The 13,735-nt window shown below is 68.8% G+C and carries 8 protein-coding genes; 2 read left to right on the top strand and 6 right to left on the bottom strand.

Annotated elements, in window-relative coordinates; translation table 11 throughout:
* Nucleotides 1-4: 4 nt before the first annotated feature.
* Entirely contained in the window at nucleotides 5-736 is a 732-nt protein-coding gene (locus tag DNK52_RS05660; RefSeq protein ID WP_110240036.1) for a sulfurtransferase, read from the top strand.
* Nucleotides 737-745: 9 nt separating this feature from the next.
* On the opposite strand, the gene DNK52_RS05655 is transcribed toward DNK52_RS05660, so the two are convergent.
* The 6 genes from DNK52_RS05655 to DNK52_RS05630 form a co-directional block, all read right to left on the bottom strand.
* Nucleotides 746-3,751 carry an AAA family ATPase gene (locus DNK52_RS05655; RefSeq protein ID WP_110240035.1) on the bottom strand — a complete coding sequence of 1,002 codons (3,006 nt, stop codon included), beginning with the start codon at nucleotides 3,749-3,751 and terminating at the stop codon, nucleotides 746-748.
* Nucleotides 3,748-4,893: an exonuclease SbcCD subunit D gene (locus DNK52_RS05650; protein ID WP_110240596.1), complete on the bottom strand. Its 1,146-nt coding sequence runs from the start codon at nucleotides 4,891-4,893 to the stop codon at nucleotides 3,748-3,750. Before DNK52_RS05650 ends, DNK52_RS05655 begins: the two co-directional genes overlap by 4 nt.
* A gap of 10 nt (nucleotides 4,894-4,903) precedes the next feature.
* Entirely contained in the window at nucleotides 4,904-8,431 is a 3,528-nt protein-coding gene (locus DNK52_RS05645; protein WP_110240595.1) for an ATP-binding protein, read from the bottom strand.
* Nucleotides 8,428-9,189, bottom strand: coding sequence for a DUF4194 domain-containing protein (locus DNK52_RS05640; RefSeq protein WP_110240034.1), 762 nt, complete (start codon nucleotides 9,187-9,189; stop codon nucleotides 8,428-8,430). Before DNK52_RS05640 ends, DNK52_RS05645 begins: the two co-directional genes overlap by 4 nt.
* Nucleotides 9,189-10,706, bottom strand: coding sequence for a DUF3375 domain-containing protein (locus DNK52_RS05635; RefSeq protein ID WP_110240033.1), 1,518 nt, complete (start codon nucleotides 10,704-10,706; stop codon nucleotides 9,189-9,191). Before DNK52_RS05635 ends, DNK52_RS05640 begins: the two co-directional genes overlap by 1 nt.
* A gap of 62 nt (nucleotides 10,707-10,768) precedes the next feature.
* The gene (locus tag DNK52_RS05630) at nucleotides 10,769-11,350 is read right to left on the bottom strand and encodes a TetR/AcrR family transcriptional regulator (RefSeq protein ID WP_110240032.1); all 582 of its coding nucleotides are present in this window, start codon (nucleotides 11,348-11,350) and stop codon (nucleotides 10,769-10,771) included.
* A gap of 80 nt (nucleotides 11,351-11,430) precedes the next feature.
* Here DNK52_RS05630 and DNK52_RS05625 point away from each other — a divergent pair, with 80 nt between their 5' ends.
* Nucleotides 11,431-13,734, top strand: coding sequence for an MMPL family transporter (locus tag DNK52_RS05625; protein WP_110240031.1), 2,304 nt, complete (start codon nucleotides 11,431-11,433; stop codon nucleotides 13,732-13,734).
* Nucleotide 13,735 lies beyond the last annotated feature (1 nt).

Raw genomic sequence — 13,735 nt, 5'->3', positions numbered from 1 at the left:
GTCCGTGGAAGCGGTGCTCAACGTCTCGGCCTATCTCTTCACGCCCATCGAGGACCGTGACGAACTACGGCTGACACTGGTGGACCGCGCTCGGGCCGCTGAGCTCAAGGGCACCATCCTGCTCGCCCCCGAGGGGATCAACCTGTTCCTCGCCGGTCGTCCCGAAGCCTTGCGTGGCTTCCTGGCCGACCTGCGTACGGACGCCCGGTTCGCTGCCCTGGAGCCCAAGGAGAGCTGGTCGCCCCGGCAACCCTTCGGCAAGATGCTGGTGAAGCTGAAGAACGAGATCATCCGGATGGATCACCCCACGATCCGTCCCGTCGAGGGACGGGCTCCCGCGGTCTCTCCGAGCACCTTGCGCCGGTGGCTCGACCAGGGGCATGACGACGACGGGCGTGCGGTCGTCATGCTCGACACCCGCAACGCGTTCGAGGTCGGGTACGGCACCTTCACCGGTGCGATCGACTGGAAGATCGAGCGGTTCACCCAGTTCCCCCAAGCCGTGGTCGACCACCTGGACGACCTCGCGGACAAGACCGTGGTGAGTTTCTGCACCGGGGGGATCCGCTGCGAGAAGGCTGCGATCTACATGCGGGAGATCGGGCTGGGCAACGTGCTGCAGCTCGAGGGCGGGATCCTCAACTACTTCGAGGAGGTCGGTGGCGACCACTTCGACGGCGAGTGCTTCGTCTTCGACGAACGAGAAGCACTGCTCCCCGATCTGAGCACGCGCTGAATCGACGCGTCAGCGCTCGATGCGGGACCAACCCTGAGAGGTCACTGAGACCTTGAGGTGGTGCGGAATGCGTTCCTTGACCTGGTCGACGTGGCTGATCAGGCCCACGGTCCGCCCGCCCTCGCGCAGCGCGTCGATGGTGTCGAGGGTGGTGTCCAGGGTCTCGGTGTCGAGGGAACCGAACCCCTCGTCGATGAAGAGGGTGTCGAGCCGGACCCCGCCGTTGCGCTGGGTGACGACCTCCGCCAGTCCCAGCGCAAGCGCGAGGGATGCCTGGAACTTCTCGCCGCCCGACAGGGAGCGAGGTGAACGTGTCTCGGAGTTGTAGGCGTCGACGACGTCGATCGTCAGGCCGGACTGGGCCCCACCCTTGGCGAGCTCGTCGCTGTACCTGAGCTCGTAGCGGTGCGAGGTCATCCGGGCCAGCAGAGCGTTGGCCGCGATGACGATCTCCTCGAGGTCGGCAGCGAGGGCGAACGTCTCGAGGGTCATCTTCCTGGTGTTCGGGGACTGTCCGCGTACGGCTCGGGCCAGGCCGTCGACGAGCTCGAACTCGTGCTGGGCGGCACCTGCCTGCGCCAGGGTGTTCCTGAGCCGGTCGACGCAGGTCTCGACCTGGGTGACCCTGGTCTTCACCTCGCCCAGGCGCGCTGCGGCGGCCTGGTTCTCGAGGTCGGCGGTGTCGCACCGCGCCTGGAGCGGCGCGACGTCGATCGGCTCATCGGGCAGGTCGCTCAGCTCGGGGTCCGCCAAGATCTGCCGCTGGGCCGCGACTCCGGCCTCGTGGGCGCTGATCCGGGCCTGCAGGGACGATCGTTCTCCCAATGGGAGCCGCGCGGCGACCGCCGCGTCACTCGAGGAGAAGTCATACTTCTCGAGGAGACCGGCGAGTGTGGTCCTGGCCGCGTCGCGGGTCTCGGAGGCCGCTGCGTGGCGCTCGAGGGCCCGGATCAGCTCCTGGGTCGCGGTCAGGCGTGCCTCGGTGGCGGCCAGGTGCGCGCCCAGCGACGTGTGGCTCCCCCGGCCCGCTTCGACTGCCTCCTGCTTGGTGTCGTGGGCGATCTGCACCACGGTCATGTGGGTCTCTGCCTGGTGGCGGGTCTCCTTGGCCGCCCCGATCTGTTCCTCCACCTTCGCCATCTCGCGAGTGACCTTGGCGCGCCGCGCGGTCACTTCGTCCAGCTCGAGCACGGCCCGACGGCGGATGACGATCGTCGCCTCGGCCTCCGCGACCGCTGCGGCCCACGACTGCACGCTGCCGCCGGCAGCCTCGTCGCCAGCATGCTTCAGCCGTTCCGTCAGGCGCGCGACCTGGGTGGCGGCCCCCTCGTGTGCCTTGAGAGCGGCCTCGACCGCCTCCTCCGCGCGGGCGAGATCGGTCTCGGTCACGTGGGCCGTCGAGGTCTGTGCCTTGGCCGGGTGTACGACCGAGCCACAGACCGCACACGGGTCGCCGTCGACGAGCTCGGCAGCCAGCGTGCTCGCGTACTCGCCCAGTTGACGCGCGATCAGGTCCGCGCGCTCGGCGGCGGCCGCGACGACGCCCTCGCTGGTGTCCCGCCGTCCACGTCGGGCCGCATCCAGATCCACCTCCAGCGCGAGGACGGTCTCGGCCGCTCGCAGTCGCTTCTCGAGCGTCCGGAGTTCCTGCTCGGCATCAACCAACTCCTGCGGCGCGGTGGCCAGCACCGCCGCGGACTTCTCGAGCTCCGGGAGGGTGCCGAGCAGCTCTTCCCGATCGGCCTCGAGGCGGGTCTGATCCGCCCGTGCCCGCTCGTGCAGGGTCCTGGCACTGTCGAGACTGCGGGCCAGCGTGGCCAGGGTGGCCTCACTGCGTACGAGCTCGGTGAGTCGTTCCCGAGTGGCCCGCAGTACGGACTCCCGCTGACGCAGCTCTTCGACCAGGGCGGGGCCGTCGAGCGCGACAGTGACGTCATGGGCGTCATGGGAGTCGAGGACGTCACCGGGGTCCGAGATGTCGCTGCGGCGTGCCTCGGCCAGGGACGTGACGGCTTCCTCCAACTTGGCCAGTGCCCTCTGGTGGGCCTGGACGCTGGCCCAGATCGCCTCCGCGTCCTGGGCGGTGCGCAGGCGAAGCCGAGCCTCGGCGATGGTGTCGGCTTCGGCCAACAGTTGCTCAAGACGCTCCGTGGCTGCCGCGTAGCGGTGCTGGGCCCGCAGGGTGGCCTCCGCCTGCTTCAGGGCTGTCCGCGACTCCTGGCACGAGACCGCAGCACGCTCCGCTGCGGCGCTCGCTTCGTGGAACTCCTCCTGCTGCTCCTGGTGGACCCCTTCCGCCCAGGCCGTCACCGCGCCGGAGTGCGACGCGTCGATGCCGTCGGGCAGTGGTCGGGCGACCACGGATGCGAGGTGGGAGAGGTTCGTGTCGATGGCGGCCGTGGTGAGGGCGAGCCCCGAGCCCAGGGCTGCGGCCCGCGCATCCAGGTCGTCGCTGTAGTCGAGGAAACGGCCGGTGTCGAAGAGCTGGCGCAGGAGGGTGCGCCGCTTGCCACTGTCGGCGACCAGGAACTCCTCGAACTGGCCCTGCGCCAGCAGGATGACCTGTTGGAACTGGCTGGCACTGAGCCGGACCACCTCGTCGATCTTGCGACTCACGTCGGTGAGTCGCCTGCTGGCGAGCACCTCCCACTCGTCGTTGCGGAACTCCTCGATCTCGGCGAAGGGGGGCAGCGGTGTCTTGCGGCCGGGGACCGAATACCCCGGCCGACGGGTCACCCGGTAGCGCGCCCGGACCGTGGAGAACTCCAGGACCACCTCGGTGGTCTCAGTGGTCTGCTTCAGGTAGTCGCTGCGGACCCGGTCGTCACTGACGTTGCCGTAACGCGGGACGTGGCCGAAGAGCGCGAAGGTGACCCCGTCGAGGAGCGTCGACTTGCCCGCACCCGTCTTGCCGGTGATGACGAACTTGCCGTCCCCGGCGAAGGCGTCGAAGTCGACCACCTCCGTCCCACGGAAGGGTCCGAAGCCGGTCAGCGTCAGCCGGTGGATCTTCATCGCGGGCTCCGGGAGCCGATGACGTCACGGACCAGCACCGCTTCCTCGTCACTCATCCCCGCGCCGTTGCGCACCGCCTCCAGGAACACCTCGACGATCTCGTGGTCCGTCCTGGACCTGATCCTGGCCGCGTAGGTCGTTGCGTCGGGCCCGTGGACGTGGCTGGGGGCGAAGACGAGCTCGACAGCATGGGGAAACCTCCCCTGGAGGCGGCGCATGGTGTTGGACGGACGCACCTGGTCGGTGACCGTCGCACTGACCCAGTGGCCGACGGCTGCCGCGTGGACCTCGTCGGTGAGCAACTCCTCCAGCGTCCCCGACAGGATGCTCAACTCGCGTGGGACCGGCAGGTCGAGCCACCTGACCTCGCGCGTGCCATCGGCATCCAGGTCCACGATCCAGCCACCGCGACGCTTGCCTGCCTCGCTGAAGGAGTAGTGCAACGGAGCCCCGGAGTAGCGCACCGTCGGCGCCAGCACCGCGCGACCGTGGATGTGTCCAAGTGCGGCGTAGGTGAAGTCGGAGAAGTAGTTGACAGGGACCTTGTCGACTCCCCCGACGATGTCCCGCTCGGAGTCGCAGGACTCTCCGTCGGCGCCCTGGACGAAGGTGTGGGCGAGCACCACCGCTCGACCGCCCCGTCGCTGCCAGTCGTCCCGCACCAGGCCCAGGGCGTGACCCATCGCATCCTTCTGGGAGCGCAACGGCTCGACCTCGCTCCAGATGTGCCGCTGGTGGGCGGGCTCGAGGAAGGGCACCCCGTAGAAGTGGACCGGCCCGTGCTCGTCGTCGATCGTCACCGGCGAGGTGATCTCCTCGGACTGCGTGATCACGTGGATCCCCGCCTTGTGGGCGAAAGCTGCCTTGGCCCCCAGCCGCGCGGGCGAGTCGTGGTTGCCACTGGTCATCACCACCCGCACCCCGACGTCGGCCAGGTCGAGCAGGATCTGGTCGAGCAACCGGACCGCATCAGCCGACGGGGTCGAGGAGTCGAAGATGTCGCCCGACGCCACGACGACGTCGACCTCCTCGCGCACGACGAGCTCCACCAGGGCGGCGAAGACCTGCCTCAACTCATCGAGCAGCGAGACCTGGTGGAAGGTCCTGCCGATGTGCCAGTCACTGGTGTGGAGGAAGCGCATGACACCCAACCTACGGTCGTGCGCCGACACCTTCGGCGGGCACGACGTCCTGGGCGTCACGGCGGGCGTCGGTGATCGGGGTGATCCACGACTGGTGGGTGTGGCTGTTCTTGGTGATGGCCAGCAGGTCGTCCATGTGCGGCTCGAGTCCGGTGACCTTGTCGAGCGGCACACCGATGATCAGCTGGAAACCCAACCCCTTCCAGGCCTGGACTGCGCGACCGGCGAAGTCGGAGTCTGCCTTCACGAAGCCCTCGTCGAGGAAGACGGGCGCGAACCGGGGCCGCGACCGCATTTCGTCACCGAGACGGAAGCGCAGCGCGGATCCGACGATGAAGGCCACCAGCTCCTGGCTCTCGCCACCGCTCTTCTCGCCCAGGGTGCGGTAGGTGGCGCGCAACTCCCCCGTGGCCGAGTCGTAGCGTTCCGCGCTGATCTCCACGTGACGGCGTACGTCGAGCAGGCGGTCCCGGTCGCTCGTGCCGGCCAGCAGCTCGCTCGGCTTGCGCAACTGCTTCATGAAGCGGCTCAGGTCGGCGAACCGCTGCTCGAGCTCGGACTCCTCCAGCTCGGAGGTGCCGCCACTCGACAGCGCGCGCAGGTCCCGCATGAAGACCTGGACGTGGGCCGGTGAGAGCCGTCGCAAGCGGATGCGCAGACGGTCGGCCTCGGCCCCGAACTCGAGACGACGCAGGATCGTGTTGATCGGTTCGAGCCGGTCCTCGATCTCCTCGATCGAGGAGGCCATCGCGCCCAGGAGCGGAACCAGGTCCTGCCCACTCCACTCGGTCAGCCGCCGACGCCACTCGGCACGGCGCTCGGCGAGGCCGGTGCCGCGAATCTCCTCGAGTATCCGGGCGTAGTCGGGGTACGACTCGACGCTCGCGCCGAGGTTGGGCGAGTCCCACTGGAGCTTGTAGAGGCGGAAGATGCCCGCCAGCTCCTCCTCGGCCCGCTGTGCCTCGACCTCAGCATCGGCCACCGCCGTACGCAGGCGCTCCGAGAGCCGCTGGGAGTTCTCCGCGAACCGGTCCAGGTCCTCAGGATCGGCCGGGGCAGCAGCCTCGGCGAACTCGACCGTCAACGCAGCGTCCTGGGCCTCGTCAAGGGTGACGCGTCCGCTGCGCTCCACGACCTCGAGTCGGTCCTTGACCAGGTCCTCGGAGTCGACGAGCTCACCGTGCGCGCTGCTGAGCTCGCGCTGGAGGCGATCGAGGTCGTAGCGGCGCTTGCGCGTCTCTTCGAGCCGGGTGCCCAGCTCCTCGATCTGGTCCTGGAGCGCCTGCAACTGGTCGTCGGAGGAGAGGATCTCGGCCCGACGACGTTCGAGGTCGGCGATCCGCCGGTCGCTTCCTGCCACGTCGAGGTCGTCGTAGCGGACCCCGGCGATCGCGTCGTACGCGGTGCGCCGCTGTTCGAGCACGCTCGTCCGGCGGTCCAGGTCGGCGACGACACCGTCGATCTCGACCAACTGGACCTCCAGAGCCGCCAGCTCGTCGTCGATCTCGGCGAGGGCGTCGTCGTTGGAGAAGCCGATGACGTTGCGCAGGTCGCCCAGCCCGTGCGCACCTCGACGCCCCTGTCGGGTCTGACCGGCCAGCGTGACGCGCAGACCGTCGCCGTACAGGCCTGAGGCGTCCTCGACGCAGAGCGCGTTGCGGGCCGGGTCGGCGACGTGGTGCTGCACCCAACCGGAGAAGGGCGAGTCCTTGAAGACCAACTTGCCGGCCACGTGGTCGGGGTCCGCAGGCGGCAGGTCACTCAGGTGGGTCTCGGCACCCTCGAAGTGCAGTCGTCCCCGGATGTGCAGTCCGTCGATCGCGGCCGAGAACTCCTCGAGCCGGTCGAGGGGCACGAGCATGGTGCGCGCCGAGGAGCCAAGGACGGTCTCGATCGCAAGCCGCCACTGCGACTCGTCGCCCGCCACGTCGATCAACTCCGCGACGAACGGCAGGTCCTCGACGTCGATCCCACTGGCGGCAGCCACCGCCGTACGCATCTCGTGCATCCGCGCGGGCATCCTGCCCGCCCGGCTCTCCATGGCCTCGCGCTCACGGCGCAATTCACTCTGCCGGACGTTGATCGGATAGCGCTGGTCGCGGACCTCGTCCCGCTCCGCCTTCAGTCGAGCGTTCTGCGCCTCCCACCCGGTGAGCCAGGCGCGGGCCCGCGCCTGCAGGTCGGCGAAATCGGAGGCCGACTCCAACGCCTCACCCACCTCGAGCCCTTCGACCGTGAGACTCTCGGCAACCCCCTCCTCGGGTGCATCGAGAGTCTCGGCGACCTGGATCAGGGGAAGCAGCCGCGCCTGGAGGCCGGCCCGGCGTCCGAGCCGGTCCTGGCGCACGACCTCCTCCTGCTCGAGCGAGAGGGCCAGCGACTGCAGGGTGGACCCGCCCGCAGCACGGTGCGCCTCCTTGGCCGCCTCCAGGTCCCCCACCAGCGCGGCCTCGGCGGAGTTCGCCGCGGCGAAGGCGTCCGTGGCGGCACGTCTGGCATCGCGATTGAGGGCCACGGCCTTTTCGAGCAGGCGGAGGTGGGTGCGCAGGAGCCACGTGCGCAACGGGGTGTCGCCGCCCAGAGTGACTCCGAAGGAGTCCAGCTCCACCATCCGTCGCAAGGCCGCCCCGCGCCGCTCGTGCAACGCAGTGATCGGCTCCAGCAGGTCGAGCTTGGCCTCCTCGGTGCGCATCGCCGAGTACGAGGCGTCGAGGTCGTCGAAGTGGCTGATCGCCCGGTCGGCTGCGGCGTAGGTCGAGGGCCGCTCGAGGACCATGTCCTTGTAGAGCTCATCGACGCTGCGAACCTGGTTGCCGGCCTGGATGCGCGCGAGCAGACGCAGCGCCTTCGCGCCGTCGCTGTGGGCGCCGATGCCGAGGCGGGCGTGCAGGACGGCGGAGAACTCCGCGTACGTCCGGTGAACCCGCACACCCGGGAAGAGCTTCTTGAGCGTGTTGGCGTGGAAGCGCTCGGGCACGGCAACCTCGAGCGCCTCGAGGCCGAGGGCCTCCTCGTGGGTGACCAACTGCATCTGTACGTCGCTGGACCGGGTCGCCCGGCGTGGCACGTAGTAGGTGCGCAGCGCCGTGAAGCGTCCGCCCTGGTCGTTGACGAAGGTCATCGCCACCGCACCCCAGGTGTCCGCGCCCTTGCCACGCAGCAACTTCTCGACCGGACGCCCGGTCTTCGGGTCGTCGACGACGTCGACAGCTCCGCGCAGGTAGGAGAGCAGGTTGCGCTGACCCACGCTGCGGGCTCGACCGGAGACGGCGTCGTTCGAGGCGCCGTTGAACTTGGTGTCCGAGGGCATCATCAGTGCCGTGTAGGCGTCGAGGATGGTGCTCTTGCCGACTCCCGAGGCCCCCGAGATCATCGTGGTGTCCCCGCGCAACGGCACCGAGGTCAGCCCACTGAACCCACCCCAGTTGACCAACTGCAGCAGCGCGGCGCGCCACTGCATCGTGTCGTCGGCCGGGGTCTGAACGATCTTCTGGTCGAAGAGACCGTCAACGGTCACAGCGAGTGCCTCGTTGCTCATGCCCATTCCTCCTCATCGGCGGTCGGCTGGTCGAGAGGCTCGTCGGTCTCCTCGCCGAAGAGGTCCTCCAGCGGCTGGCTCCGCAGCCCCTCACCCACGGTGTTCGCGCGCTGCAACGCCTCCAGGAGTTCCTGGAGCAACTCCAACGGGAGCAGCGGTTCGACCGCCTCGCTGATCTCGTAGCGGTCGTCGGTGGCGGCGCCGATCAGCAGGCCGGACTTCACGATGCTCAGCACCGCGTTGCGCGCGCGCTTCTCGTCGCCGGACTCGTCGGTGGCGTGCGACGGGCGAAAGCTCGCGACGTGGTCCACGACGTCTTCGCGGTCGATGAAGACACGGGTGTCGCCACTCGCCTGCCCGGCCCGCAGGCGGTCACGCAGATGCACCAGCACCAGCGTCTCCTCCCGCGACCACGGCACGTCGTGGAGCAGCGTCGGGAAGCGGCCGCCGGTCTCCGAGGTGGCCTGGCGCTTCCATGCCACCTCTCGTGACCGATCGATCTGGAGGTCGAGGAAGAGATCGTTGAGACGCGAGCGCAGCAGGCGCTCGTGCTCGGTGAGCACCTGCCACTCACCCGGGTGCGTGCGGGCGCTGATGAAGCGCTGCTTCAGGAGCGTGACCAGCGCGCGCCGCTGCACGAACTCGAGCCCACCCTCGTCACCCTCGAAGATCGAGACCGAGTCCGGAGCCTCCATCCCGCCGTCACCGTCGGCCTCGAAGTCGGCTTCGATCTCGGCCAGGTCGTTGGCGTCGCTCATCACGCGGTCCCACTCTCGTGCAGGTCAAGGTCGGCCACATCAGGGTCGGCCAAATCAGGGTCGGGCAGGGGCAGGAGTGGCACTGCGAAGGTCCGGCCGCTGCCGTCGTTGCGCCGGGCGGTGTAGAGCTCCCGGGTCTCCTTGGCCTCCCACCCCCGGTCCGCGGCCAGGTGGAGGAGACCGAAGATCTCCACCGGACGTCGCAGCCACGGCTCGAGACTTTCGAAGAGCGCCCCCAGAGAGTCGTGTGGTGAGAGCCCGGACGTCGCGGCGTCGAGACGCTCACGGAGCGTGCCCAGCTGGGGCCCTCCCTGGGCCATCAGCTCCAACAGCGCCACGGGCGGGGCCGTCTCGTCCGGCGTGAGCGCGATCTTCTCGGGCAGCACGTCGTCGGCGGGGTCGTAGAACTTCTCGCGCAGATGATCGATGTTGGTGCGCCGTGGCAACAACGGCACGTCGTGGCTGGCGCGTGGGCCGGTCCTGGACATCCACGTCACCAGCTCGGCATCGATCTGGCGCAAGGTGCGCTCCAGCTCGCGGTCCCGGGCCGCGTCGTGGGAGACGATGTACTCCTTGAGCGTCGCGGTGACCCGAGAACGTTGCGTCAGGACCCGGTCCAGACCGTCGCGGATCAGCTTCACCGTCCCGCGGAGCTCGTTGCGGTCCAGGTCGCCGAGGATCCGGTCGGCCATCGGGTGCTCGAGCAGCGCGGCCAGGTCCTCACGCAACTGGGCGACGAGTGCGTCGTCGCGCAGCAGCGCGAAGGCTCCTTCGAAGGCCCGTCCCTCGGGGGTGGCCGTCATCAGTGTGTCCGCCCGAGCCAGGTAGTCGTCGATCACCTCGCCGGCCGGTCGGTCCTCGGCGCGGAAGGCAGCCAGGATCTCGGTCCGGATGTTCGCGAAGCGCTCCTCGACCCGGGCGAAGTCGCTGGGCAGCGCGGAGATCAGGGAGAGGAGCTCGGTGAACCCCTCGCTCATGTAGTCCTCGCCCGCGCTCACCATCTCGACACCGTCGACGAGACGGTCCCGCTCGGCCTGCAGTCGCGCGATCTCCTCGTTGAGCAGGCTGACCCGGGTCGTACGGTCCGGGTTGGCCTCGGAGTTGAAGCGCCGGACCGTGCCGAGGATGGTGGCGATGCGGTGCTCGCTCAGGGTCGGCCGGTCTCGCGCGAGGCTCTTGACCAGCTCGAGGGCTGACTGGGCGTGTGAGGTCAGGGTGTAGACCTCGTTGCCCCGTTCGTCGAGGGAACGGACCAGCCACTGACCGCGCATCCAACGCTGACAGAGGTCGCGGCCACTGCCCGTCGGCACCTCGAGATCGTCGCGACCGTCCAGGCTCGTGAGGTGCTCCTCGACCTGGGTGTGGAGTCGGGCCGCAGGAATCGGTCTGTTCTCGCGCCCGAAGGCCGCCCGGAAGAGGGTGATCACCACGGGCGCCTGACGCTGGTGCAGCAGCGTCAGCGTCGGCTGGTCGAAGGCCCTGTTGACCTTCACCAGCTCCCCGGCGATCTCGCTCAAGTTCCGCGCCTTCCTCGTGGTCGGCGCACGCCAGCCGTCCGCGCCTGCGCAAGCATCCCAGATCAGCGGTCCGTCGGCGGCAATGGCTCGTGTGCACCGGGCGTGATCGCGTCGAAGACCAGCGAGAGGTGGCGTCGGCGGATGGCGGGGGTTGCCTCCGGGACGCTGAAACCGGTGACGAACATGTGCAGCAGCCACAGGAGGTCATCCACCTCCAGGTCGGCGCGCAACTCACCCTCCTCCACTCCACGGCGCACGAGCTCCTCGAAGGGAGCGGTGAACTCGTCGTGGGCGTCACGGATCGATTCGAAGAGATTGATCGGGGCTCCGCTGCCGATGCTGTGCGCGACCACGAGGTCGATGAGACGTTCGCTGATCTCGAGGAAGGACCAGCGGGGGCGCTCCTCGTCGATGAGTTCGAGCAACGGTTCGACCTCTTCGGTGAAGATGACCCGTCGTACTTCGCGTTCCAACGACTCCCGGTTGGGGAAGTGTCGATAGAGGGTGGCGATGCCGACCCCGGCCTCGGCCGCGATGGTCTCCAGCGACAGGGAGACACCACTGCGGAGGGATCGGCGCGCGACGTCGACGATCAGGTCATGGTTGCGTGACGCGTCCCGTCGGCGACCTCTCGTCTCCGCCATCTCCTCGCCTCCCTCATGTCACCCACACTGATAGTGTCCTATCACTTGACCATACCCCTCCAGTTCTAAGGACCACCGTCGTGTCGACGTTCCTCTATCGCGTGGGCAAAGCCGCCTTCGGCAACCCCCTGAAGGTGCTGTTCGCCTGGCTGGGCATCCTGCTCGTCCTGGGCGTCACCATCGCCGTGAATCCCCCGACCTTGAGCAACGAGATCCGCATCGACGGAACCCCCGCCCAGCAGTTGGTCGACGACCTGACGGTCGCCCTTCCTGAGGCGGCAGGCGGGCAGGGCTCGCTGGTCTTCCAGGCCGCGGAGGGCGCCGACCTCAACGACCCGGAGCAGGCAGCGGCACTGGCCGAAGCAGTCGAGGGCGTCTACGGGATCGACGAGGTCATCGATCCGCGGGCTGCCATGGCTGAGGCAGCCGCCGCTCAGGCGGAGGGCCCGGGGCCAGAGGCCCAGCAGGCCCAGCAGGCACCGATCGAGGGCCAGCCGGTCCCGCTGGTCATCGACGGCCAGCCGGTCCCCGGAGTCATCGTCACCGCCGAGGGCGACACCGCCCTGCTCCAGTTCCAGTTCACCAAGCAGGTGATCGAGCTCGAGCCCGACACCATCGACAACACGGTCGAGGCAGCCCGCACGCCGGCCGCTGAGGCCGACATCGACGTACTCCCCGGTTCTGCGCTGGTGGGCCTGCCCGAGGTGGTCGGCATCGGTGAGGTCGTCGGCATCGCCGTGGCCGCGATCGTGCTGTTCATCACCCTCGGCTCCATCGTCGCTGCCGGGCTCCCCCTCCTGACCGCCATGGTCGGCGTGGCGTCGGGCATCGGCGCCGCGCTCGCGCTGTCGTTCCTCTTCAACCTGAACTCGATCTCGGTCGTGCTGGCGCTGATGCTGGGGCTCGCGGTCGGCATCGACTACGCCCTCTTCATCGTCAACCGGCAAAGAGCCCTGATCTTCGAGCGCCGCCTCGACGCGAAGGAGGCCACCGGCCGCGCCCTGGGCACCGCAGGCAGCGCCGTCTTCTTCGCCGGCACCACGGTGATCATCGCCCTGGTCGCCCTGGTCGTCGCGAACGTCTCGTTGCTCACCACGATGGCACTGATCGCCGCCGGCACCGTCGCCATCTCGGTCCTGATCGCCCTGACCCTGCTGCCCGCCATGCTGGGCTTCGTCGGCGAGCGGATCGCGTCAGACAAGGCTCGGGCCGCCCACGCCGACCATGCGACCGAGAACCACCCGGCCGCCACTCGCTGGTCACGCTTCCTGGTCCGGTTCCGCTTCCCCGCCGCACTGGCGGTCGTCGCCCTCACCGCGGTGATGGCGATCCCGATGACCGACATGCGCCTGGGGCTCCCCTCGGGGGAGTCCTACTCGAGCGGCACCGAGCAGCGCGAGAGCTACGACGCCGTCAGCGACGCCTTCGGAGAAGGACTCAACGGTCCCCTGATCGCGGTGGCCCGGTCGGTCGACGGCAACCCGATCTCCCAGGAGGCTCTCGGCGCCCTGACCACTGAGCTGGGTGAGTACGACGAGGCCGCCAGTGCCACGATGGCCGGCGCCAACGAGGACGGCACGATCGTTCTCCTCTCGGTGGTGCCGGCCGACGGCCCGACCGACGCCACCACCGAGGACCTGGTCCACGAGATCCGTGACTCGTCCGCCCGGTACGCCGACGAGTACGGCTTCGAGATCGGCATCACCGGGGTCACCGCCATGGGCATCGACATCGCCGACAACATGGCTGACGTGCTGCCGAAGTACCTGGCCGTGGTGATGGGCCTCTCCCTGATCGTGCTGCTGCTGGTCTTCCGCTCGATCGTGGTGCCACTCAAGGCCACTGTGGGCTTCCTGCTCAGCATCCTGGCCACCTTCGGCGCGACCACTGCGCTCTTCCAGTGGGGCTGGCTCAACGGCCTCTTCGGACTCGACAGCACCGGGCCGGTGCTCGCGCTGCTGCCGGTGATCGTCACCGGTGTGCTCTACGGCCTCGCGATGGACTACCAGGTCTTCCTGGTCTCGTCGATGCGTGAGTCCTACGTCCACGGGCGCAGCGGCAATGACGCAGTCGTGCACGGTTTCACCCAGTCGAGCCGAGTGGTGGTGGCCGCCGCGATCATCATGGTCTCGGTCTTCGCCGGCTTCATCTTCAACGGTGACCCGATGATCAAGCAGATGGGTTTCGCCCTCGCCGTGGGCATCCTGATCGACGCCTTCCTGATCCGGATGACCCTGGTGCCGGCGGTCATGTCCATGGTCGGCGACAAGGCCTGGTGGCTGCCGAAGTGGCTCGACAAGGCGCTTCCCGACCTCGACGTCGAGGGAGACAAGCTGCTCCAGCAGCTGGAGTGCAAGGAGACAGCCGCACCCACCCACGTCTGAC

This window comes from Nocardioides gilvus, from assembly GCF_003194605.1.
GTDB lineage: Bacteria > Actinomycetota > Actinomycetes > Propionibacteriales > Nocardioidaceae > Nocardioides > Nocardioides gilvus.
This window is presented reverse-complemented; position numbering and strand designations above follow the sequence as displayed.